Origin of the sequence: Mycobacterium ulcerans subsp. shinshuense (assembly GCF_002355775.1) — a bacterium.
GTDB classification, from domain to species: Bacteria; Actinomycetota; Actinomycetes; order Mycobacteriales; family Mycobacteriaceae; genus Mycobacterium; species Mycobacterium marinum.
Genome location: NZ_AP017624.1, coordinates 3850673 through 3872971, shown reverse-complemented (window position 1 = coordinate 3872971; position 22299 = coordinate 3850673). Strand labels below are relative to the sequence as shown.

Genomic DNA, 22299 nt, shown 5'->3' with positions numbered 1-22299 from the left:
ACTGTCCGCTTGCGGGCTGTGCGCTCAGATGTCGGGTGTGCGCTGCGCCCAGGGCTTTGCCTGCTCGAGCTGGCTGGCGATGCGCAGCAGCACGTCTTCGCGACCGTAGGCGGCGACCAGCTGCACTCCGAGGGGCAACCCCTCGGGTGTCCACTCCAGCGGGAGACTGATGGCCGGCTGACCGCTGGTGTTGAACGGGGGAGTGAACGGTACGAATTCGCCCGCGCGCTGCATCGCCGCCATCGGGTGCTCGGGGGTGCTCACGATGGTGCCGAGCTTGACCGGCAACGAGGCAACCGTCGGTGTGAGCAGCAGATCCCAGCCGTCGTGCCACCAGGACTGGATCGCCCTGCGGAACGCAGCGATCGCCGACAGCGCCAGCGCGTAGTCGACGGAAGTGAAGTGCTTGGCGAAGTCGGCCTGGGCCCGGTTCACCAGCTCGAATTCATCCTCGCCCAAGGGACGGCCGAGTTGCTCCTCGAAGCGGCGCTGCGCCAGGCCCATATTGGTGCTCCACAGCGCGCCGAACGTCGAGTCGAATGAGGCGTCCTCCAACGCCGCCGGCCATGCCACCTCCACGTGGTGACCTAGCGACTCGAGCAGCCGGCCGACCGCCTGGGTCGCATGAGTGACTTCCGCGTCGACCGGCCCACCGCGGGGGTGGTGGTCGAGGATGCCGATGCGTAGCCGACCGGGGTCCGCACCGAGTTCCTCGGTGTAGGGCCGTATCGGCGGTGGCGCGATCACCGTGTCGCCGACGCCCGGTCCGCGCGTCGCATCGAGCAACGCGGCGGTGTCACGAACGGTGCGGCTGAGGCAGTGCTCGACCGACATGCCGCTCTCCTCTCGGAGCGGGCCGAGCGTGATGCGGCCCTGACTGGGTTTGAGCCCGACCAGGCCGCAGCATGACGCCGGAATGCGGATCGATCCGCCGCCGTCGCTGGCGTGGGCGAACGGCACCATGCCCGAGGCGACGGCCGCCGCCGAACCGCCGCTGGATCCACCGGGTGTGCGGCTGGTGTCCCATGGGTTTCGGGTTGGGCCCCAGGCGACCGGTTCGGTGGTCGGCAGGCTGCCGAGTTCGGGGCTGTTCGTGCGCCCGGCTATCACCAGCCCCGCGGCGCGGTACCGGCCGACCAGCGTGGTGTCGGCGTCCGCGATGACATGCGCTTGCTTGAACGCGAGGTTGCCGTTGCTGATGGGCTGTCCGGCGTAGAGCGCATAGAGGTCTTTGATCAGGAATGGCACACCGCGAAACGGGCCGCCGGGGAGATCGGCGCTGGCCGTCTCGCGAGCGTGGTCGAACCAGCGGATCACCACCGCGTTCAATGCCGGGTTGATGCGCTCGATCGCGGCCTCCAGCAGCTCGCTAGGGGATGCCTCGCCGGCCACGACCAGCGCCGCTTGATCGGTTGCGTCCATCCAACGGGTCTGCTCGGCAAGGGTGCTCATGCAAGCCTGTCTAGCATGAGGTTTGTGGCCCGGGAAGATAATTGGCGCCGCGGTGAGTTCATATGCTCTGAGCATCCGTCCGACACAGGAGCGAGGCACCACTATGACCCAAGACCTTCCTGAGATCGCCCTCGAGCTGCGTTCAGTGGTGACATCTGAGGGCACGCTCGAACTCTCGTTGCACGAGGTTGCGGTTCCGGTTCCCGGCGCCAATGAGGTACTGGTGCGGGTGGAAGCCTCGCCGATCAACCCGTCGGATCTGGGCCTTCTGGTCGCCAGCGCCGACATGGCTACCGCGACGGTCACCGGCACGGCGCAGCGCCCCATCGTCACCGCCCCGATCGGAAAAGCCACTTTGGGAGCCCTTTCGGCGCGACTGGACCAATCGCTGCCGGTGGGCAATGAGGGAGCCGGCACCGTGGTAGCCGCGGGCTCGTCCGAAGCGGCCCAAGCCCTCATCGGCAAGAAGGTGGCCATCGCGGGCGGCGCGATGTATTCGCAATACCGGGTGATCGACGCTTCCGCATGTCTGGTTCTGCCGGACGGGGCCACGGCCAGAGTTGGGGCATCGTCGTTCGTCAACCCAATGACGGCACTGGGAATGACCGAAACCATGCGCCGCGAAGGGCATTCGGCCCTTGTGCACACCGCAGCGGCGTCGAACCTCGGCCAGATGCTGGTCAAGCTCTGCCTCAAAGACGGGATACCGCTGATCAACATCGTGCGTAAGCCCGAGCAAGAGGAGCTGCTGAGATCGCTTGGCGCCGAGTACGTCTGCAACTCCACTTCGCCGTCGTTCTCGACGGACCTCGTCGAGGCTCTCAAGGCGACATCGGCCACGCTCGCCTTCGACGCGACCGGCGGTGGGACGCTGGCCGGCCAGATCCTCAGCGGCATGGAGCAGGCGGCCAACGCGACCGAGGCCGAGTACTCACGCTACGGATCGAGCGTGCACAAGCAGGTGTACATCTACGGCTCCCTCGACACCAGTCCCACGGTGCTCAAGCGGGACTTCGGGATGGCCTGGGGCGTCGGCGGATGGTTGCTCACCACGTTCTTGCAGAGCGCGGGGGCTGAGGCTTTTGTTCGGCTGCGAGCTCGGGTGGCCGCGGAGCTCAGCACGACGTTCGCCAGTCACTACACTCGCGAGGTTTCGCTGGCCGGCATGCTCAAACCCGAGGCGTTCCACGAATACGTCAAACGAGCGACCGGCGAGAAGTTCCTCGTGACTCCCAACGCCGTTCCCGCTGACGGGGATTAGTGTGCCCGCTGCACCCAAACCCTTCGAGGTCCACGAGTCGGGTGCGCTCCTGCATGGCACCAAAGCAGAGCTGTCGGTGGGGGACCTGTTGGTGCCGGGGCGCCGGTCGAACTACGGCGCGGAGCGGCTGTCGAACCACGTCTATGTCACCCAAACGCTGGATGCGGCGGTGTGGGGAGCCGAGCTGGCGACGGGTGAGGGTCGAGGCCGGATTTACGTCGTGGAACCGGTCGGTGCGCTAGAGGACGACCCGAACGTGACGGACAAAAAGCTTCCCGGAAACCCGACTCGCTCCTACCGCACCCGAGAGCCGGTGAGAATCATTGGTGAACTCACCGACTGGGCGGGGCATTCCCCCGCACAGTTGCAGGCCATGCGGGACCGTTTGGCCCAGCTGCAGCGGCAGGGACGTGCCGTCATCTACGACTAGTCGGTGAAGTCGATCCGCACCGAAACCGGTGTGGTTTCCAGTGCCTTGACCACGGTTGCTCCCAGTCTGCCGAACTTGCGCCCTCGCGCGACGACGTCGTCGTCGGGTCGCAATGCCGCCACGCCCGTAGGCCACCGAGTCCCCTGACGAATCCGGATATTCGGGTTGTCGACGATGTTGCGTCCCCAGCCCGAGCGGGTGCCGTGCTGACAGATGATCCACGCGCCGTTGGCATCGAATTGCGCGGACACCGGAACGCGGCGGGCCTGGCCGGTCTTGCGCCCGATCGTCTCCAGCTCGGTGGCCAGCGCGGTTCGCAGTCCCAGCTTGCCCATCCCCTTCACGGCGGGGTTGAGTAAGTAGCGTCCGAGCGCACGCTCCCTGCGGAACTTGCGGAGCGTCTTGTCGTCTTTGACGTTTGTCATGGCGACCCCTTTGAGTCTTTGAGTGATCCGTCAGCGCTCGGCCAGAACCGGTGTCGGTCGCGGCGAATTCAGTCCGGTTTGCTTGCGGATGCCGTTATCGAGCACGGCGGCCGGTGCGATGCGCTTGAGCAACGCGAGTTGTCGGGCGTGGCGACCGGCGGGGTAGCTCAGCTTGATCCGTTTGTCGGTGGCCGCGGCGTACGTGGCGTCAGCCGCAACGGCGGGCAACTCGGCGTTGCGAATCTTGTTTGCCACCACTGCGCGCACGGCGGCGCGATTGTCGGCGTAGGCCGCCTGCGATGTGTCGGCCTCCCACATGTTCGACTCGAAATCTGTTCGGGTGTAACTGGGTTCGACCAGCAGCGCGCGTACGCCGTACTCGCGAAGTTCGTGATCCAGCGATTCGGTGTAACCCTCCACGGCATGCTTTGACGCGGCGTAGAGGGCCGCATACGGCGCGGGGAGGAAGCCGAGCACCGAGCTGATGTTGATGATTCGCCCGCTGCCGCGTCGGCGCATGTGTGGCAGCACCTCATTGGTGAGGCGGATGAGGCCGAAGAAGTTGGTGTCGAACAAGGAACGGGCCTGGTCGATCGAGCTCTCTTCAGCGGCCCCGGCGATTCCCAGGCCGGCGTTGTTGACCAGCACTTCGATGTGTCCGGTTCTGTCGATGACTTCCGACACCACCGAGCGAACCGCGGTGTCGTCGGTGACGTCCAGCGCCAAGGTCTCGACACCGGGAATCGGAGCCAAGCGCTGCGGTGCGCGCGAGGTGCCGACCACGCGGAATCCCGCGCTGGCCAGTCGCACTGCAATGGCCGCGCCGATGCCAGAGGACACTCCGGTGATCAGTGCGACGGGCGGTGTGGATGTCATCGGGGTCCTCTCCCTGGTTTATACCGATGGGTCTACCTGACATTAGTAGACCAATCGGTATACTGCAACCGATGGGTGTGTTAGCGACCAGCGGACCCGAGGAAGGGCGAGACGATGACCGCGCGTGAGCGTCTGATCGAAAGCGCCATCGAGCTGCTGCGCCGTAACGGGGTTGCGGGGACCGGCCTGGCCGACCTACTCGAACACAGCGGCACCGCGCGCCGGTCGGTCTACGTGAACTTTCCCGGCGGCAAGTCAGAGCTGATGACCGAGGCCACCCGGACGGCGGGCCGGCTCATGGATTCCGCTCTGGCCAGCATCGCCGCCGGCGGCGATCAGCCGTTGGTGGCGTTCGCGGACTCGTGGAAGCAGACCCTGCGCGCCAGCGACTACGCGGCCGGATGCCCGATCGTGGCCGCCGCGCTCGGGCGCACGGAGTCGCCGTCGGCCGCGGATGTCGCCGGTGAGGTATTCGGCGCTTGGCAGACGGTGCTTGCCGGACGCTTCCGGGCCCAGGGCGTGGGGGACGACACGGCCGAATCGCTGGCCACCACCGTCGTGGCCGCGGTCGAGGGTGCCGTGATTCTCTGCCTGGCCGCACGCTCCACCGACCCACTGGACCGGACCGTGCCGATGTTGCAACAGCTGATCGCTCAGCACACCTCGCGACCATCGGGGTAGGCAGTGAATCTGCCCCTGTCGCAGCCGTTTCGCTGCCCACGGAATAATTGGTCGGCGCGCAATGTCTCATCGGTGACGCGACGCAGACAGATAGGGGTAGTGCGATGAAGTTCGGGATCTCCACCTTCGTCAACGACGACAGCATCGATCCGGTGTCACTGGCGCGTGCGATCGAAGAGCGCGGGTTTTCGTCGCTTGTGATCGCGGAGCACACTCACATCCCGGCCAGCCGCGAAACACCGTATCCGGGCGGCGACGAGCTGCCAGGGGTTTATTACCGCACCCTTGACCCGTTCGTCACACTGGCCGCCGCCGCGGCGGTGACGTCCAAGATCGAACTGTTCACCGGGATTGCGTTGCTCATCCAGCGTGACCCGATCACCACGGCCAAGGAAGCCGCAAGCATTGATTTGATTTCGGGTGGCCGATTCGTCTTCGGGATGGGCGCCGGCTGGAACATCGAAGAACTACGCGACCACGGCACCGACCCAAAGACGCGCGGTGCGTTGCTGGACGAACGCATCGAGGCCATCAAGGCGCTTTGGACCGACGAACCGGCCGAATATCACGGCAAGTACGTGGACTTTCCCCCGTCCTACAGCCGGCCCAAGCCGGTGCGGCAGCCTCATCCGCCCATCTACATCGGCGGTAACTCCGATGCCACGGTGAAACGCGTCGTTCGCCATGACGCTGGCTGGATCTCCAACCCGCTTCCGGTGCACCAGCTCACCCAGCGGGTGGACCAACTACGCAGCGCCGCCGGTCACGACGTCCCGCTGGCGATGTTCGGAACACCGAACAAGCCCGACTATTGGCGCGCCGCCCAAGACCTGGGCTTTGGCCAGCTGGCGCTGCTGCTGCCCACCTGCCCGCGGGAGGAGTCCCTGCGGCTGCTCGACGAATACGCTGCCCTGGTGGCTCAATACCACCAGTAGAGGTCCCGGGAGGGCCCAGTTTCTTGCGCGAGCCTCTTGCGCGAGTCTCTTGCGCGAGCAGACGCAAAATCGCGCCGCGGTTCGCGGCTCAGTGCGATTTTGCGTCTGCTCGCGGGGGCCGACTTAGAGTCGGCTCCAGGCCTCGCTGAGCACCCCGCGCAGGATCTGCTCCATCTTGTCGAACTCCTGCTGGCCACTGATCAGCGGCGGAGCCAGCTGCACCACTGGGTCCCCACGGTCGTCGGCGCGGCAGTAAAGCCCGGCTTCCAGCAGTGCGGAGGACAGGAAGCCGCGCAGCAGCCGCTCACTTTCCTCATCGCTGAAGGTCGCCTTGGTGTCCTTGTCCTTGACCAGCTCGATGCCGTAGAAGAATCCCTCGCCGCGAACATCGCCGACGATCGGCAGGTCGAGCAGCTTCTCCAGCGTGGTGCGGAACGCGGGCGCGTTCTGCTTGACGTGGTCGTTGAGGCCTTCCCGCTCGAAGATGTCCAGGTTGGCCAGCGCCACCGCGGAGGACACCGGGTGCCCACCGAACGTGTAGCCATGCGCAAACGTCGTCTTGCCGTCGTTGAACGGCTCGAACAGTCGGTCGCTGGCGACCATCGCGCCGATCGGCGAGTACCCGGAGGTCATGCCCTTGGCGCAGGTGATGATGTCGGGGACATAGCCAAAGTCGTTGCACGCGAACATCGATCCGATGCGACCGAAGGCGCAGATCACCTCGTCGGAGACCAGCAGCACGTCGTACTCGTCGCAGATTTCGCGGACCCGTTCGAAGTACCCGGGCGGCGGCGGGAAGCAACCGCCCGCGTTCTGCACCGGCTCGAGGAAGACGGCCGCGACCGTGTCGGGCCCCTCGAACTCAATCGCCTCGGCGATTCGGTTGGCCGCCCACAGGCCGAACTCCTTCGAGTCGTCTGCATACGGTGCGGGGGCGCGGTAGAAGTTGGTGTTCGGAATCCGCACGCCGCCGGGGGTGAGCGGCTCGAACGGCGCCTTGAACGCCGGCAACCCGGTGATGGCCAGCGCGCCATGCGGTGTGCCGTGGTACGCGGTGGATCGCGAAATTGCCTTGTACTTACCGGGTTTGCCGGTTTCCTTGAAGTACTGCTTGGCCAGTTTCCACGCGGACTCGACGGCCTCGCCGCCGCCGGTGGTGAAAAACACCCGGTTGAGATCGCCGGGTGCATAGTGCGCGACGCGCTCGGCGAGCTCTATCGCGGTCGGGGTGGCGTAGGACCACAACGGGAAGAAGGCCAGCGTTTCGGCTTGCTTGGCGGCGGCCTCCGCGAGTTCGGTGCGGCCGTGGCCGGCCTGCACGACGAACAGCCCCGACAGTCCATCGAGGTAGCTGTTGCCGCGGTCGTCCCAGATTGTGACGCCCTCACCGCGGGTGATGATGGGCGGCGTGATCCCGGCGCCGTGACGGGCGAAATGCCCCCACAGGTGGCGGTTGGCCTTGGCGGACAGTTCAGTCATTTGACTCCCCAATTGTATTGCTGTTTAACGCGTTTCAGGTAAACGAGTGTCTCGGTCGAGAGAACTCCGGGCAGCGCTCTGATTTCCAGATTCAGCAGATCGAGCAGATCGCCGTCGTCTTTGCAGGCCAGTTCGGCGATCACATCGAATGTTCCCGCGGTCAGTACGACATAGTCGATCGCGGGAATAGCCGCCAATTGCTGCGCGAGTTTGGTGGTGTCGCCGGTGGCGCGGATGCCGATCAGCGCCTGGCGGGCGAATCCGAGTTGGATCGGGTCGGTGACGGCCACGATCTGCATTACTTCGGTCTCGATCAATCGCTGCACGCGCTGGCGGACCGCGGCCTCCGAGAGCCCGACCGTCTTGGCGATCGCCGAGTAGGAACGCCGACCGTCTTCCTGCAGCTCCTTGATGATCGCCTTGGCGAGGTCATCGAGCTGCGTGGCCGCGCCCAGGCCAGTCGGGCGCAGCTGTTCCGGTTGATTGCCAACCGGTGCGCCAGAACTAGTCATGGCAGACAGTATGCACGAAATCAGTGGAATATGTATAGCTTAACCACTGAAATCGATGCGAAATCCGATAAAAATTGCGAAATACGTAGCGGAACCGCACGTGGTCAGATATCTTATCGCCATGACAACGACTGTGTCGGTGGCCGGAAGTTGGATTAACGGTGCAGCTCACAGCACGGGCGGGCGCCAACATGCGGTAATCAACCCCGCGACTCAGGAAACCATCGCCGAGCTGGCCCTGGCCACACCGGCCGACGTCGACCGCGCTGTCGTAGCGGCGCGACGTGCCCTGCCCCAATGGGCCGGCGTGACAACGGCCGAACGCTCCGCCGTGCTGGCCAAGCTTGCGGACTTACTCGAGCAGCGCGCACCCGAACTGATCGCCGAAGAGGTGTGCCAGACCGGCAAGCCACTACGGCTGGCCGAGGAATTTGACGTGCCCGGCAGCGTCGACAACATCCGGTTCTTCGCCGGCGCCGCGCGGCGTTTGCCGGGTCAGGCCACCGCCGAATACTCCGCCGATCACACCTCGAGCATCCGCCGTGAGGCGATCGGCGTGGTGGCCACCATCACGCCGTGGAATTACCCGCTGCAGATGGCGGTGTGGAAGGTGATGCCGGCGTTGGCGGCCGGGTGCACCGTCGTCATCAAGCCGAGCGAACTCACCTCGCTCACCACGCTGACCCTGGCGCGGCTGGCCGTCGAGGCCGGTCTGCCCGATGGCGTGCTGAACGTCGTGACGGGACTGGGCGCCGACGTGGGGGCGCACTGGCCGCTCACCCCGGCGTCGACCTGGTCACCTTCACCGGGTCCACCGCGGTGGGGCGCAAGGTGATGGCCGCCGCTGCCACGCACGGCCGCCGCACCCAGCTCGAGCTCGGAGGCAAGGCCCCGTTTGTCGTGTTCGACGACGCTGACCTGGATGCCGCGATACAAGGAGCGGTGGCCGGCGCGCTGATCAACTCGGGGCAGGACTGCACAGCGGCGACCCGCGCCATTGTCGCGCGCGAGCTGTACCACGACTTCGTGGCCGGGGTGGCCGACGTGATGTCGACGGTCGTGATCGGCGACCCCATGGACCCCGACACCGACATCGGGCCGCTCATCTCGCTCGCCCATCGTGACCGGGTGGCCGACATCTTGGCCAAGGCTCCGGCGCAGGGAGCCCGCATCGTGGTGGGTGGCCGGATTCCGGATTTGGCCGGTGCCTTTCATCTGCCGACGCTGCTGGCCGACGTCGGCGAACAGTCACAGGCCTACCGCGAAGAGATCTTCGGCCCGGTACTCACGGTGCGTGCGCACGGCGGCGACGACGACGCGCTGCGACAGGCAAACGACACCGACTACGGGTTGGTCGCATCGGCATGGACCCGCGATGTCTACCGGGCGCAACGGGCCTCGCGAGAGATCTCGGCGGGCTGCGTATGGATCAATGACCACATTCCGATCGTCAGCGAGATGCCGCACGGCGGCGTGGCAGCGTCCGGGTTCGGAAAAGACATGTCCGAGTACTCGTTCGAGGAGTACCTCACCATCAAACATGTCATGAGCGACATCACTGGTGTCGCCGAAAAGCCTTGGCATCGAACAATCTTTTCCACGCGAATCTAGTTCTTGCGATCGCCCGACGGTTTACCGGACCGGGGCGATCCGACCAGCCCGATTCAGCTCGACACGGAGAGTGGGGATTGATGAATCGTGCCCGCCGCGGGTGGGCAAGCGCGGATGTGATGCCGCAGAACCGATCTAAGCAATGCATCCCACGTGCCCGGTGAACGCCGAGCATGCCGAATCTGCCCGATACCGCGGGCTGGTCAGAAAGGTCTGGATACAGCGTGGCTAATGTCGAAGCGCCAGTTACATACTCAGTGGCGGTGGTTTCACAGTGACGACGACACCGATGCGCATCTTGTTGGTCGGCGCTGGCGGCGTGGGCTCGGCATTCTGCGCGATTGCCGCGCGCCGCAGCTTCTTCGAACATGTGGTGGTCTGTGACTACGACGAGGCGCGGGCCAGCCGTGCCGCGCAGGCGGTGGCCGATGCGTGGTTCTGCTCAGCCGCTCTTGATGCCGGATCTGCGGACGCGGTAGCCGCCGCGGTGCGCCGTCATCAGATCACCCACGTAGTCAATGCGGTCGACCCGCGATTCGTGATGCCGATCTTCGAAGGGGCGCTGGCCGCCGGGGCCGACTACCTGGACATGGCGATGAGCCTGTCTGAGCGCCATCCCGAACAGCCCTACCAGCTGACCGGGGTCAAGCTCGGTGACGAGCAGTTCGCCGCCGACGACCAATGGCGGGCCGCGGATCGGCTCGCGCTGGTGGGAATGGGAGTCGAGCCGGGGCTTTCCGATGTGTTTGCCCGCTACGCCGCCGATCACCTATTCACCGACATCGACGAACTGGGGACCCGCGACGGCGCGAACCTGACCGTGGACGGGTATGACTTTGCGCCGTCGTTCTCGATCTGGACCACCATCGAAGAATGCCTGAACCCGCCGGTGATCTGGGAGCACGATCGTGGCTGGTTTGTTACCGAACCCTTCAGCGAACCAGAGGTTTTCGACTTCCCAGACGGGATCGGACCGGTGGAATGCGTCAACGTGGAGCACGAGGAAGTGCTGCTGATGCCCCGCTGGGTCAAAGCCAAGCGCGCCACCTTCAAATACGGTCTGGGTACCGAGTTCATCGAAGTGCTCAAGACGCTGTGCAAGCTGGGGCTGGATCGCACCGAGAAGATCACCGTCGGCGGCGTGCAAGTCAGCCCGCGCGATGTGGTCGCCGCCTGCCTGCCCGATCCCGCCACGCTGGGGCCGAAGATGCACGGCAAGACATGCGCGGGGTTGTGGGTGACCGGAACCGGCAAGGACGGCAACCCGCGCTCGACCTATCTGTATCACGTCGTCGACAACCAATGGTCGATGAACGAGTACGGACACCAGTGTGTGGTCTGGCAAACCGCGATCAACCCCGTTGTGGCGCTGGAACTGTTGGCCAGTGGCACCTGGAGCGGCAGGGGAGTGCTGGGTCCGGAAGCGTTCGACGCGGTGCCCTTCCTCGAGCTGCTGAGTGCCTACGGGGCGCCGTGGGGCCTTCAGGAGGTACCTGCCAGGAGTTGATCGCCAAGCCGCGACCGCCGGCGACTCGCCGGTCGGCATGGTGACGCGCCCAGATCCGGTTTCGAGTTGCCACATCCTCGATAGTGGGGCACCTTGACGCTGACAAGAAGACCAATCATCAACCGATCGAAGGAGATTGTGTGAGCCAGGGTGAGGCCACGAGCGTCGCGGTGGAAGGCAAGGGTCTCAAAGGTGGCGCCGTGGGGCTGCTATCCAGTGTTGTTATCGGTACGGCCTCCACGGCACCCGCCTACAGTCTGGCGGCGACGTTGGGACTCATCGTGGCAAGCCGCGGCGAGTTGCTTTGCGGCGTCAAGGCGCCGGCGATCGTGCTGCTCTCGTTCATCCCGATGTACATGATCGCCGTCGCCTACCAGGAGCTCAACAAGGCCGAACCCGATTGCGGGACGACCTTCACCTGGGCATCGCGGGCCTTCGGGCCGGTTACCGGGTGGCTCGGGGGCTGGGGCATCATCGCCGCCGACGTGATCGTGATGGCCAACTTGGCGCAAATCGCCGGTGCGTATTCCTTTACGTTCGTCGGCGAGCTTGGCTGGCAGTCGGCGAGCAACCTGGCGCACAGCACGTTGTGGTCCACGCTCGCGGGCGTCGCCTGGATCGTGGTGATGACCTACATCTGCTATCGAGGCACCGACGTCTCTGCGCGGATGCAGTACGTGTTGCTATCGGTGGAACTCGTTGTGCTGGTCGCTCTGGCGGCCGTCGCGCTGGCAAGGGTCTACACCAATCATGGCGATGTGGGCTCGTTGCGGCCCTCGTTGTCCTGGTTGTGGCCCAGCGGTTTGGACTTTGGCACCCAAATGGCGCCGGCGTTGCTCATCACCATCTTCATTTACTGGGGCTTTGACACCGCGGTGGCATGTAACGAGGAGACCGATGACCCCGGCCGCACCCCCGGGCGTGCGGCGGTGATCTCACGTTTCTGCTGCTGGCCACCTATGCGGTGGTCACGGTGGCGAGTATCGCCTTCGCCAGTGTCGGCGTCGACGGCATCGGACTGGGAAATCCGGACAATTCCAACGATGTCTTCGCCGCGGTCGGGCCGGCTTTGTTCGGCGACGGCGTCCTCGGCAAGATCGGGCTGCTGTTGCTCTCGGCGTCGATCCTGACCTCCGCGTCGGCCTCGACGCAGACCACAATCCTGCCCACGGCGCGCACCACGCTGTCGATGGCGGTGTACAAGGCACTGCCCGCGTCGTTCGCCAAAATCCACCCTCGCTACCTCACGCCCACCGTGTCGACGATCGCGATGGGAGCGGTGTCGATCTTGTTCTATGTGCTGTTCACGCTGGTCAGCCGCAACTTGCTGAGCGCACTGATCGGTTCGGTTGGGTTGGTGATCGCGTTCTACTACGGGCTCACCGGATATGCCTGCGCGCACTATTACCGTGCGACGCTGACCAAGTCGCTGCGCAACTTCGTCATGCGCGGCGTCGTGCCGCTGACCGGCGGGGTGGTGTTGACGGTGGTCTTCATCTTCGGCCTGATCGAGTACGCGAAGCGGGACTGTCTCGTCGAGAACGGCCACAATGTCACGATCTTCGGGTTCGGCGCGGTGGCGGTGGTCGGGGTGGGGTCCATGCTGCTCGGCGTGGTGGTGATGTTGATCTGGTGGGCGATCTCGCCCGGCTTCTTCCGCGGCCGTACGCTGCGGCGCCACAGTGCCGATCTGCTCCTCGAGCCGGCCGTGTCCCCGCCCGCGCATCTGGCCCTGCCCGACTCGGGAGACATGCAGACGGTGATTGCGGCAGACCTGTCGAACTTGCCGGCGGGCGAAACCGCGGTCAATCCGCAGACCGGCCAGCACTTGACCAAGGACACCAGCGGGGCGTCTTAGGCGTCTTAGGTCTAATTCAACCGGTGTTGCCCGGTTGGGCACCTAGCGTCGAACCGAAGAAGTCGCGCAACGCATCCCAGTGGCGGCGGGCCGCATCGGCGTCGTAGCCGGGGTTGTCCGCAACGGCGAATCCGTGTTCGGCGGCATAGGTTTCGATCGTGTGGTCCACTCCGGCCGCGGTCAGGGCCCTGCGCAGGGTTGCGGCCTGCTGCGGAGGGAACAGTTCATCGTTGTCTGCCGCGGCGACATACACTTTCGCGCGCAGCCGGCTGGCCAGCAGGTGCGGACTGTTGGGACTGTCGGCAGCCAATTGACTTCCGTGGAATGACGCGACTGCCGCGACACGATCCGGACATCGTCCGGCGACGATCATTGAGACCCGTCCGCCTCTGCAGTATCCGCATACACCAAACCTGTTGTCGCGCACCTCTGCTCGCGTACTCAGGTAGTCGAAGTAGGCATCGGCATCACTGGCCATCATGTCGGGGATCAAACTGTCTCCCAATGCCATCATCCGTGCCCGCTCGCCTGGATCGGTGAATGCCGACGGCAACGAGAATGGGGCGTAGCCACGATGGCGGTAGTACATGTCGGGTAGCAACACCGCATAGCCGAAACCGGCCAGGGTCGCCGCCATCTCCTGAAAGGTCGGCCGGAATCCGCCGACATCGGGATACATGACGACGCCCGGCACCGGTTCGCAGGTATCAGGTACGAACAGGCTCACCGGACAGCTGCCGTCGGGGTGGACACGGTGTCTTGCACATGGCGCACAATGACGTTCTACACGCTCGCGCCACCCGGCGGGCGTCGGGAACGTCAATTTGCCGAGCCGCCGGCCCGCCGAACAACTCGGCGGCGAAGCCTCGCTGGGTCGCGAGGCGAGGCGATTTGTTGGTTGGCTCCGGGCCCGCGATTGCGCGGTCGTGCGGCGTTGCTTCAGCTCAATTCATCGTGATGAGTTTCGGTGAGACCATTTGTCACATCGGCCGCCTGTGACCAAATCTTGTCGAAGCCTTGACCATTCAGGTCGCGCGTACTTACGCACCGTCTGCCATGTCGCCCCTAACATTGTCGAAACAACAATGACAATTTGGTCATCTCAAAGGGTGATAAACGCGATGCGGGCAGTTGTTAGGTCTGTTCTAGTGGTGATCGGGATCGCTGCGGCAGTGGTCGCAGGGCCAGGTGACGTACGTCTGGCGGGGATCAACCGGTCGCAGGGCTATTTATCGATTGCATCACTTCGACCCACGCGGGGCGAGGTGGTGGGTGTTGCGCACCCCGTGGTGGTGACGTTCAGCGGGCCGGTCGCCGACCGGCATGCGGCCGAGCGCGCCATCGCGGTGAAGTCGGCGCCCGCGATGACCGGTAGGTACCAGTGGCTCGACAACAACGTTGTGCAGTGGGTTCCCGATCAATTCTGGCCGGCGCACAGCACCGTGGCCCTCTCGGTGGGCGGCGTATCCTCGCAGTTCAAGACGGGTCCGGAGGTCCTCGGTGTTGCCGACATCGCAAATCACACCTTCACCGTGACTATCGATGGGGTCGACGCGGAACCGCCGCCTCGGTTACCCGCCCCGCACCACCGTCCCCATTGGGGTGAAGATGGGGTGCTTCCCGCCTCGATGGGTAGATCGGAGTATCCGACGCCGGTCGGCACCTACACCGTCTTGTCGAAAGACCGTTCGGTGATCATGGATTCGAGCAGCGTCGGAATACCCGTGGATGCTCCTGACGGTTATCGGCTCACGGTGGACTACGCCGTTCGCATCACCGGCCGCGGCCTGTATGTGCATTCCGCTCCGTGGGCGACACAAGCAATGGGGGTGGAGAACATCAGCCATGGCTGCATCAGCCTGAGCCCCGCCGACGCCGAGTGGTACTTCAACACGGTCAACGTCGGCGACCCGGTGATTGTGAAGGAAGGGGTTCCCTCGCAAGTCAAGTCGGCCGATCCCATCCCCGCCCGCACCATCAAGTCGGCCGATCCCATCCCCACCCGCGCTGTTGAGGGACTGCCGGGCCAGCCCGAAGAGCCAGCACCGCCCAGCAACTGATCAGGGGTTGCAGCAGGGCGCAACCGGTTGGGTGGCCCCGGCTAACGTCGCGCCAGTGACCACCGTGGGTGCCGGTGGGGCAGGGGCCGGTGCCGGCGGGGGACCAGGTAGGACGACTGGGTCAGCCGTCAGCGCCGGGTCGATGGCGGTGGGCTCGCCTTTGCCCCCGGCCTGAAGCAGTAGTGGCGCGGCGGCCGGTCCCGGAGCCGCTACCGGCACCGGAGCGCCAACCGCCACCGGCACTGGTACTGGTACTGGCGCGCCGGCTGGCAGTGGTACCGGGGCGCCCGCGGGCACCGGTGCCGGGATCGGTACCGGGCCGGCGGCGGGCACCGGCAGCAATGGGCCGCCCGCGACGGGCACCGCCCCCGCTACCGGGGCGCCGGGCAGGATCGGCGCCATCACTGGCGCCGCACCCGCCGCGGGTGCTCCAACCCCCGCCATCTGTTCCACACAACTGGGGCCGCCCGTTCGTAACGGCGTCGCCGCCGCGCTGGGGCTGAACGCAAAGGCGGCCCCGCACAACCCGGCACTGGCAACCACAGCGATGTTGATTCGATCAAACTTTCTCAACGACAACTCTTCTCATGATCGCGCTCAGAAGGTATCTCCGCGAACGAACGGTGCGGCGGAACTGTATCGCCGTCCGGAGATCTTTCCTAGACGAGCGGCCGATTTAGTTGCCGAACCGATGCGCGGCGGGGACGTCGTAACCGTGTCTTCTCAAAAACGATTTGCTACGGATGAGATTGGGTATCGATGAGCGCCGTCGGTCACAAGAGCATTTCGAACCAAACATGTTCGGTGACAGTCCTCTTGGCGGCAGCGGCACGCACTCTTGATGGCCGTGCACCGGCACGCAGTTGGTGCCTGCCGCTATGCTGGGGCGCCGGCGAGTTCGCGAGCGGAGCCTCAGGGTGCGTGAATCCTGAGCTGTCTTCCCGGATCGGGCTAACATTTCGGCTGATAGCTGATAGTTTTTGTGAAGTCGCGATCCGATGACTGTCGGGTTTTGGTAGTTGGAGTTGGAGTACGTTCATGCCGCACGTGACCACTTCGCCGAACCTGCTGGCCGCCACGGCCGGGGATTTGGCCGCGATCGCTTCGACGATGCGCCAAGCCAGTGCGGCTGCCGCGGCCCCGACGGCGGCCGTGCAGCCCGCGGGCGGCGACATCGTCTCGGCAGGAATCGCGTCGTTGTTCGGCGCGCACGCCTACAACTACCAGGTTCTCAGTGCCAAAGCAGCGGAGTTTCACGACCGGTTTGTCGAGATCCTGCAAACGAGCGCGCAAGCGTACGGCTCCACCGAGGCCACCAACGCCTCGCCGCTGGAGAAGGCGATCGGCGTGTTCACCGCGCCGGCAGAGGGGCAGGCCGGGGGACCCGGAACGGGAAACGGCGCCATCGGCGGCGGTCTGCATGGCGGTGCCGGCGGATTTGGCGATGTCGGTCAACCCACCGCTAACGCCGCACCGGTCGGACCCGCCGGCGCTACGGCCGCGGCCGGAACCGGAGGCAGTCCCGCCCAGGCCACGGTGCACTCCGGACCTGCGGCCGGCAACGGAGATGCTGCGTCGGTGGGCACCGGCGTACAACACGGCGGTGCCGGAGGTGGTAGCGGAGACGGCATGGCTAGCTCGCACGTCAGCGACGGCGGTGCGGCCAGGGCCGGCGGGGCGGCTAACTCGGCCGGCGGTACCGACGCGGCCGCCAGCTCGAGCGGAGCACGCGGCGGTGGTTCCGCGGGCCAAGGTGTTGCCAGCACCGGTGGTGACCACGGTGCCGGTGCGACCAGCTCGGCCAGCGGCCACAGTCCTGGTCATGGCGTCGGGCTCGGCTCCGGCCTTGGCAGGTCATTGGATGGATATGGCACGGCCGCCTTGGCAGGCGGGCCGTTGGGGGCCGTGGGCAGCGGTGCCCCTGGAGCCGTCGGCGGTGTGGGCGAACTGTTGGCGCCGACGGCAACATCGGCGCTGCCGACAGCGGCCTCCGCGACGGCCGAACCTTCCTTGGCGATGTCGACCAAAGCTCAACTGGTGCATGCAACCAACCCGCTGCAGCCGGTCAACCCGGCCCACTCGGACAGTTCGGCGAACCAAGGCGGTCCGGCGCGGCGGACCGGGGTTGAGCGCGACGGGCCGTCCTTGTTCCTTCCGCTGACGAGCCTTCGTGGATTGCGCCGGCATTCAAAGAAGCGCTCGGGGCTTCGGGCCCAGAGCGGACGGTTGCGCGACTCCGGTGACGCGGTGAGCAGCCCGCGGTGGGAGCCTGACGACCTGTTGCGCGCTCTGGGTCTACGCCCGCCTGGACACCAGTAGGTGTCGCATCTAGCTGCGTAGTGCCGCGGGTGATTGCCGTGCACCGGCGTCGGTCGGGCGCGGCAGGGCTGGTGCCTATCACGGGATCAAGAGACCGGTGAAATCGCTCAAATATTGACGTGGCATCCGGTCGCGTGGGTTTGGCGGCCGGCCTCGATGAGCAACCGGGTGCGCAGCAGCGGCCCCGGTGCTAGCGCAGAGCGCCGGGCGTGGGGGCTGAATCACCAGTGTCCGCTGACGCGGCCGACCCCCACGCCCGACGGGCTCATCACAGGATGTAGAGCATCTCCTGGTAGGTGGGAAGCGGCCACAAGTCATCGGCCACAACGCTTTCCAACGTGTCAGCGGCGCAGCGCACCGCGTCCATCGCGGGCAGCAGCGCCTCCTGGGCATGCTTGGCCTCGCTGAGCGCCGAATCCGCCGAGTGCTCGGACAACGCCATCTTCAGTGACGCCAGTGCCGCGGACAGATCCGACAGCGGAGCCGAAATCGCTTCCAGCGCGACCATGCTCGGTTCAACGCCAGCGGCCTTTAGAGCGGCGACGTTCTGGGCGAGTTCGGTCTGGTAGCGCATCGCCGCCGGCAGGATAACCGTCGTCCCCATCTCCAACGTCAGCCTCGCCTCGACCGCGATGGTCAGCGCGTACTGCTCCAAACGGACCTCGTAGCGGCTGTGCAGCTCGCGTTCATTGAAGACGTCGTACTTGTGGAAAAGGTCGATCGACTCCGGCTTGATCAACTCGGGAATGGCGTCCAGCGTGGTCTTGAGGTTCGGCAAGCCTCGTTCGGCCGCCTCGACCTGCCAGTTCTCCGAATAGCCGTCACCGTTGAACACCACCGCACCGTGTTCGGTGATGATCTCGGTGAGCAGCTTCTGCACCGCGGCGTCGAAGTCCTCCCCGTCCTCCACGGCCTTCTCCAAGACCGTGGCCATGTAGTCGAACGAGTCGGCCATGATCGTGTTGAGGATGGTCATCGGTACCGCAACCGTCTGGCCCGAGCCGGGTGCGCGGAATTCGAACCGGTTGCCGGTGAACGCAAATGGGCTGGTGCGGTTGCGGTCGCCGGGATCGGTGGGTAGCGGCGGCAGGGTGTCGACCCCAATAATCATGGTGCCCTTGCCCTTTGACGAAGTGGCCGCACCTTTGGCGATCTGCTCGAACACATCGGCAAGCTGCTCACCAAGGAAGATCGAGATGATCGCCGGTGGCGCCTCGTTGGCCCCCAACCGGTGGTCGTTGGTGGCCGATGCAACTGAGACCCGAAGCAGCCCAGCATATTTGTGCACGGCACGGATCACCGCGGCGCAGAACACCAGGAACTGCGCATTTTAGTGTGGCGTATCGCCGGGAACCAGCAGTGAGCCGAGCTCGGCATTGCCGACCGAGAAGTTGACGTGCTTACCCGAACCGTTGACCCCCGCGAATGGCTTCTCGTGGAACAGGCATTCCATGCCGTGCTTTTTGGCCAGCGTCTTGAAGACCGTCATCAGCAGCTGCTGGTGGTCAGAAGCGATGTTGGCCCGTTCGAACATCGGCGCCACCTCGAACTGGCCCGGGGCGACCTCGTTGTGGCGGGTCTTGGCGGGAATGCCCAGTTTGAACAGCTCCCGCTCGGTGTCCATCATGAAGCCCAGTACCCGCTCGGGGACTGCGCCGAAGTAGTGGTCGTCGAACTCCTGGCCCTTGGGTGGCTTGGCGCCGAAGACGGTGCGACCAGCGTTGACCAGGTCGGGCCGCGCCACGAAGAAGTGCCTGTCGACCAGGAAGTACTCCTGTTCTGGACCGCAGAACGAGACGACCTTGTTGAGTTCCTTGTGGCCGAACAGTTTCAGAATGCGCTCGGCATGGATGCCCATGGCCTGCTGGCTGCGCAGCAGCGGCGTCTTGTAGTCGAGGGCATCCCCGGTCATCGAGACGAAAATCGTGGGAATGCACAGGGTGTTGCCGTTCGGGTTTTCCAGAACATAGGCCGGGCTGGTGACGTCCCATCCGGTGTAGCCGCGCGCCTCGAACGTGCTGCGCAACCCGCCGGACGGGAAACTCGACGCGCCGGGCTCACCCTGGATCAGCGTCTTGCCCGCGAACTCGGCCATCGTCTGTCCGTCGGCGGTGGGTTCCAAGAAGCTGTCGTGCTTTTCGGCGGTCAACCCCGTCATCGGGTAGAAGACGTGAGCGTAGTGGGTGGCGCCCTTCTCCAGCGCCCAGTCCTTCATCGCCACCGCGACCGCGTCGGCGACCGCAGGGTCGAGCCTGGCGCCTTTGTGGATGGTGGCGAGGACCGACTTGAACACCGCTTTTGGCAGCCGTGCCTGCATCTCAGCTTTGGTGAAGACGTTGGAGCCGAAGATCTCGCCCGGGGCCTCGCCCGCGACGAAACTGACGGCTGGGGGGACATATGCCTCGACGTTGTTGATCGCCTGCAGGCGAACTGCGTTTCCGCTCAACTGAGCTCCTACCAGTAAGGGGGTCCGGGACGTCCTGCACCGCGGAAGGCGGACCGCCTCACCATAGGAAGCATCGATGCCAAACTTGTTACGCCGGTGTCAACGATGTGTCCGCAACGGTTGCGAACGTGAGACACCGACCGGGGCGTGCTGGCCCGGAACCCAAGAACCCCGGGCCGGCACGGGTGCCGGATCGCATGGCGCGGGTAAACCGGATAAACAGCGAAGCCGGTAGCGCCGATTGCGGCGGGCCGGCACCGAACACGGGAATCTACTCGACGATTCCGCCGCCTCGACCGGCCCACCGCACCAAGACTGTCTCCCGGCGCCACTTGTCGACCAGGCCCGCGCTGCCGATGACGACGGCGAGCACGCCCGATCAACGATGCGCGCGGGACCTAGATTTCCCCAGTGAGGTAACGCTGCAGGTTCGGCGCGATGGCTCGCGCGATGTCCTCTGCCGGCATCGAGGCGAACGGCTCGATCTGCAAGATGTAGCGAGCCATGACGACGCCCAGCAATTGCGACGCGACTAGCTGGGCACGGATCATGCCCGTTCCCGCTGGATTGTCGACCAGCGACGCCATCTCGGCGGTGACGACTTCTTGCAGGAAGGAGCGTGCCAAGTCCACATCGCCGCCGCCGAACAGGGAGCGCAGCGAGGCGATCAACCCCGTGCCGAGTTCGGAATCCCACATCGGCAGCAGCATGGACGGCAGCGCGAATCCGAGTTCAGCGGTTGGGGTGTTCTGCATGCGTTTCAGCACGAGCTTTGGGTCGATGGGAAGGTGGATCGCGGCGGCGAACAGCTGCTGCTTGGTGCCGAAGTAGTGATGCACGAGCGCCGCGTCGACATCTACCGCCGCGGCCACCGCCCGTATCGATGTTCGGTCGATACCGTTGCTCGCAAACAGTTCGCGAGCACTGGCGAGAATGCGCTGCCGAGTGTCGGAGCTGTTGCCACGGAGGCGACCGGGCCGGCGGCGCCGCTCGTTGGCGGGCGCGTTACCACCCCTGGTGTTGTCGACGTTGCGTGGCTTGTTGTGGGCCGATACATCTCGCGCGCCAAGCAATTCCCCAGAACTACGAAGCCTTCTGGCTTGGGCCGGGTGCGTGGTTGTCGGCTGCATGCTCGCCGTCGTGGTGCTGTGAAGAACGGTACGTGCGCCCAGGGCTCCGGCGTTGTTGATTAGCAGGCTTGTGAGCTGGGGAATTGTGGATTGAGGAGGTGTAGGCGGCGGTTGGCGGTCAAAGCGGTGATCCGGCAGGCTTCGGCGATGTTGTCGGCGCCGTTGAGGCGGTGCAGATTGATCGCGGTGTTGCGTAGCGTTGCTAGGACCTGTGCGCCGTTTCCGGTATGTGCCCTTTGACGGTCTTCGTCGAAGGTGACGTCGCGTATCCAGTGCAGGCTGTTCTCGATTCCCCAGTGTTGACGCATCCAGGTCATGATCGCGGTAGGGCGGGCGTGCTCGAACGGCAGGCTGCAGATGGCATAGACCACCTCCACGCTGCGCTGGTCGGTGGCGGTGATCAAGCGTTCACGAGTGATCCGGATGATTTGTTTTGCGTAGGGGAAGCCGATTCCTCGTGCAGCGGTGATGATTTGCAGGGTGCGGGTCTCGACACGGCCGTGGCCGCGGGAGTCGTCGGTAGCGGCTGCGGGCACCTCGGCCCAGGGCAGCGCGGTGATACGCGCAAGTATTTTGGCTTGGTTGGACTTGACGATCATCAGGTAGTGCGACTTCAAGGTGGCGCAGATCAACTTCGCGGTGACGACCTGGGTATGCATCGCATCCACGGTGACCAGCCACCGCAAGCTACCCGGCAGCAGCGTGAGCAGGGCACGTACGCAGGGAATTTCATTGCTTTTCTCGGCGACAGCGAGTTGACCGAGCACCAATCGGGCACGGTGGGCGAACACCGACACGAGATGCGTGGCTGTCGCTTTGGCGCGTAAAGCACCACGCAGCATCTTGCCGTCCAACGCGATCGGCACCAATCCGCTGGGGTCGCTGCTGGCCACGTGTGCAGTGAAGTAACTGCCCATCCTGGCGTTGAGGTCGGCGGGGTCTAGCCGAGACAAAACAGCGCGGAAGGTCTTCTCACTGGGCCGCCGGAACCGGACCCCTAATTGGGCCAACACATCATCGGGAGCGGTGGCCGCCCATGTGGCAAAACCAGCATAGCCGCGCATCCCCGCGGCAGTGGCCAGAACCGCGATCGCCAACAAAGCCATCAGCGAATACCTCCGACCGCGTGGGTCCCTCGGGTCTGGCACCGAGGCCAACACATCGAGAAACTCCGATCCGATGAGCTCGCTGCGCTCACCAGGACTCCAGCGGTCGAACACCTCTGGAACCGACGACACAGGCAATACTGAAACGATAGGCACGGGCAACTCCAGACCAACGACGAACAGTAACCAACTCGATCGTTCTCCAGATAGC

Annotated in this window: 14 protein-coding genes and 5 pseudogenes; 9 read left to right on the top strand and 10 right to left on the bottom strand. The window is 65.1% G+C overall.

The genetic code is table 11. The annotated features are described in order from the left end of the window. Nucleotides 1–24 precede the first annotated feature (24 nt). A complete protein-coding gene (locus SHTP_RS17415; RefSeq protein ID WP_096371278.1) occupies nt 25–1452 on the bottom strand; it encodes an amidase in 1428 nt (475 codons plus the stop codon). A 103-nt stretch (nt 1453–1555) separates the two neighbouring features. Here SHTP_RS17415 and SHTP_RS17410 point away from each other — a divergent pair, with 103 nt between their 5' ends. Both SHTP_RS17410 and arr read left to right on the top strand, forming a co-directional pair. Continuing rightward, nucleotides 1556–2713, top strand: a complete 1158-nt coding sequence (locus SHTP_RS17410; RefSeq protein ID WP_096371277.1) for a zinc-binding dehydrogenase — start codon at nt 1556–1558, stop codon at nt 2711–2713. Nucleotide 2714: 1 nt separating this feature from the next. Then, nucleotides 2715–3143, top strand: a complete 429-nt coding sequence (arr, locus tag SHTP_RS17405) for an NAD(+)--rifampin ADP-ribosyltransferase (protein WP_012395191.1) — start codon at nt 2715–2717, stop codon at nt 3141–3143. On the opposite strand, the gene SHTP_RS17400 is transcribed toward arr, so the two are convergent. After that, on the bottom strand, nt 3140–3568 hold the full coding sequence (locus tag SHTP_RS17400) for a nitroreductase/quinone reductase family protein (protein ID WP_096371276.1): 429 nt from the start codon (nt 3566–3568) through the stop codon (nt 3140–3142). The genes arr and SHTP_RS17400 overlap by 4 nt on opposite strands. A gap of 30 nt (nt 3569–3598) precedes the next feature. After that, the gene (locus SHTP_RS17395) at nt 3599–4444 is read right to left on the bottom strand and encodes an oxidoreductase (protein WP_096371275.1); all 846 of its coding nucleotides are present in this window, start codon (nt 4442–4444) and stop codon (nt 3599–3601) included. A gap of 114 nt (nt 4445–4558) precedes the next feature. On the opposite strand from SHTP_RS17395, the gene SHTP_RS17390 reads away from it, so the two are divergent. After that, complete coding sequence (locus tag SHTP_RS17390; RefSeq protein WP_096371274.1) at nt 4559–5125, top strand: TetR/AcrR family transcriptional regulator; 567 nt, start codon at nt 4559–4561, stop codon at nt 5123–5125. A gap of 104 nt (nt 5126–5229) precedes the next feature. After that, entirely contained in the window at nt 5230–6060 is an 831-nt protein-coding gene (locus tag SHTP_RS17385; protein WP_096371273.1) for an LLM class F420-dependent oxidoreductase, read from the top strand. A 123-nt stretch (nt 6061–6183) separates the two neighbouring features. Here SHTP_RS17385 and SHTP_RS17380 read toward each other — a convergent pair whose 3' ends face one another. Together SHTP_RS17380 and SHTP_RS17375 are read right to left on the bottom strand one after the other, a co-directional pair. After that, the gene (locus tag SHTP_RS17380; RefSeq protein ID WP_012395186.1) at nt 6184–7539 is read right to left on the bottom strand and encodes an aspartate aminotransferase family protein; all 1356 of its coding nucleotides are present in this window, start codon (nt 7537–7539) and stop codon (nt 6184–6186) included. After that, complete coding sequence (locus SHTP_RS17375; protein ID WP_096371272.1) at nt 7536–8051, bottom strand: Lrp/AsnC family transcriptional regulator; 516 nt, start codon at nt 8049–8051, stop codon at nt 7536–7538. Before SHTP_RS17375 ends, SHTP_RS17380 begins: the two co-directional genes overlap by 4 nt. A gap of 121 nt (nt 8052–8172) precedes the next feature. Between SHTP_RS17375 and SHTP_RS17370 the strand changes: the two are divergent. The 3 genes and pseudogenes from SHTP_RS17370 (at nt 8173) to SHTP_RS17360 (ending at nt 13027) form a co-directional block, all read left to right on the top strand. Beyond that, nucleotides 8173–9662 (top strand): annotated as a pseudogene (locus tag SHTP_RS17370) (gamma-aminobutyraldehyde dehydrogenase). A 289-nt stretch (nt 9663–9951) separates the two neighbouring features. Then, complete coding sequence (locus tag SHTP_RS17365) at nt 9952–11169, top strand: saccharopine dehydrogenase family protein (RefSeq protein WP_096371271.1); 1218 nt, start codon at nt 9952–9954, stop codon at nt 11167–11169. A 140-nt stretch (nt 11170–11309) separates the two neighbouring features. Continuing rightward, nucleotides 11310–13027: pseudogene (locus SHTP_RS17360) on the top strand (APC family permease). Between the two features lie 16 nt (nt 13028–13043). Here SHTP_RS17360 and SHTP_RS17355 read toward each other — a convergent pair. Next, nucleotides 13044–13801 (bottom strand): annotated as a pseudogene (locus tag SHTP_RS17355) (dienelactone hydrolase family protein). Nucleotides 13802–14148: 347 nt separating this feature from the next. Here SHTP_RS17355 and SHTP_RS17350 point away from each other — a divergent pair. Next, nucleotides 14149–14955, top strand: a pseudogene (locus SHTP_RS17350) (L,D-transpeptidase); the annotation flags it as partial. A 132-nt stretch (nt 14956–15087) separates the two neighbouring features. On the opposite strand, the gene SHTP_RS29125 reads toward SHTP_RS17350, so the two are convergent. Continuing rightward, nucleotides 15088–15660 carry a hypothetical protein gene (locus SHTP_RS29125; RefSeq protein ID WP_231991155.1) on the bottom strand — a complete coding sequence of 191 codons (573 nt, stop codon included), beginning with the start codon at nt 15658–15660 and terminating at the stop codon, nt 15088–15090. Between the two features lie 465 nt (nt 15661–16125). Between SHTP_RS29125 and SHTP_RS17340 the strand changes: the two genes are divergently transcribed. Continuing rightward, the gene (locus SHTP_RS17340; protein WP_096371267.1) at nt 16126–17406 is read left to right on the top strand and encodes a PE family protein; all 1281 of its coding nucleotides are present in this window, start codon (nt 16126–16128) and stop codon (nt 17404–17406) included. A 268-nt stretch (nt 17407–17674) separates the two neighbouring features. Here the strand turns inward: SHTP_RS17340 and SHTP_RS17335 are convergent. The 3 genes and pseudogenes from SHTP_RS17335 to SHTP_RS17325 all read right to left on the bottom strand — a co-directional run bounded on the left by SHTP_RS17335 (nt 17675) and on the right by SHTP_RS17325 (nt 22244). Continuing rightward, nucleotides 17675–19852 (bottom strand): annotated as a pseudogene (locus SHTP_RS17335) (glutamine synthetase III family protein). A 398-nt stretch (nt 19853–20250) separates the two neighbouring features. Next, complete coding sequence (locus tag SHTP_RS17330) at nt 20251–20982, bottom strand: TetR/AcrR family transcriptional regulator (RefSeq protein WP_096371266.1); 732 nt, start codon at nt 20980–20982, stop codon at nt 20251–20253. A 59-nt stretch (nt 20983–21041) separates the two neighbouring features. Beyond that, entirely contained in the window at nt 21042–22244 is a 1203-nt protein-coding gene (locus SHTP_RS17325) for an ISAs1-like element IS2404/ISMul1 family transposase (protein WP_420873019.1), read from the bottom strand. Nucleotides 22245–22299: the final 55 nt, after the last annotated feature.

What these genes read in the sequence shown, in the direction of transcription:
- SHTP_RS17415 (WP_096371278.1), bottom strand. Translation starts at nt 1,452, where the DNA reads ATGAGCACCCTTGCCGAGCAGACCCGTTGGATGGACGCAACCGATCAA.
- SHTP_RS17410 (WP_096371277.1), top strand. Translation starts at nt 1,556, where the DNA reads ATGACCCAAGACCTTCCTGAGATCGCCCTCGAGCTGCGTTCAGTGGTG.
- SHTP_RS17400 (WP_096371276.1), bottom strand. Translation starts at nt 3,568, where the DNA reads ATGACAAACGTCAAAGACGACAAGACGCTCCGCAAGTTCCGCAGGGAG.
- SHTP_RS17395 (WP_096371275.1), bottom strand. Translation starts at nt 4,444, where the DNA reads ATGACATCCACACCGCCCGTCGCACTGATCACCGGAGTGTCCTCTGGC.
- SHTP_RS17390 (WP_096371274.1), top strand. Translation starts at nt 4,559, where the DNA reads ATGACCGCGCGTGAGCGTCTGATCGAAAGCGCCATCGAGCTGCTGCGC.
- SHTP_RS17385 (WP_096371273.1), top strand. Translation starts at nt 5,230, where the DNA reads ATGAAGTTCGGGATCTCCACCTTCGTCAACGACGACAGCATCGATCCG.
- SHTP_RS17380 (WP_012395186.1), bottom strand. Translation starts at nt 7,539, where the DNA reads ATGACTGAACTGTCCGCCAAGGCCAACCGCCACCTGTGGGGGCATTTC.
- SHTP_RS17375 (WP_096371272.1), bottom strand. Translation starts at nt 8,051, where the DNA reads ATGACTAGTTCTGGCGCACCGGTTGGCAATCAACCGGAACAGCTGCGC.
- SHTP_RS17365 (WP_096371271.1), top strand. Translation starts at nt 9,952, where the DNA reads ATGCGCATCTTGTTGGTCGGCGCTGGCGGCGTGGGCTCGGCATTCTGC.
- SHTP_RS17340 (WP_096371267.1), top strand. Translation starts at nt 16,126, where the DNA reads ATGCCGCACGTGACCACTTCGCCGAACCTGCTGGCCGCCACGGCCGGG.
- SHTP_RS17330 (WP_096371266.1), bottom strand. Translation starts at nt 20,982, where the DNA reads ATGCAGCCGACAACCACGCACCCGGCCCAAGCCAGAAGGCTTCGTAGT.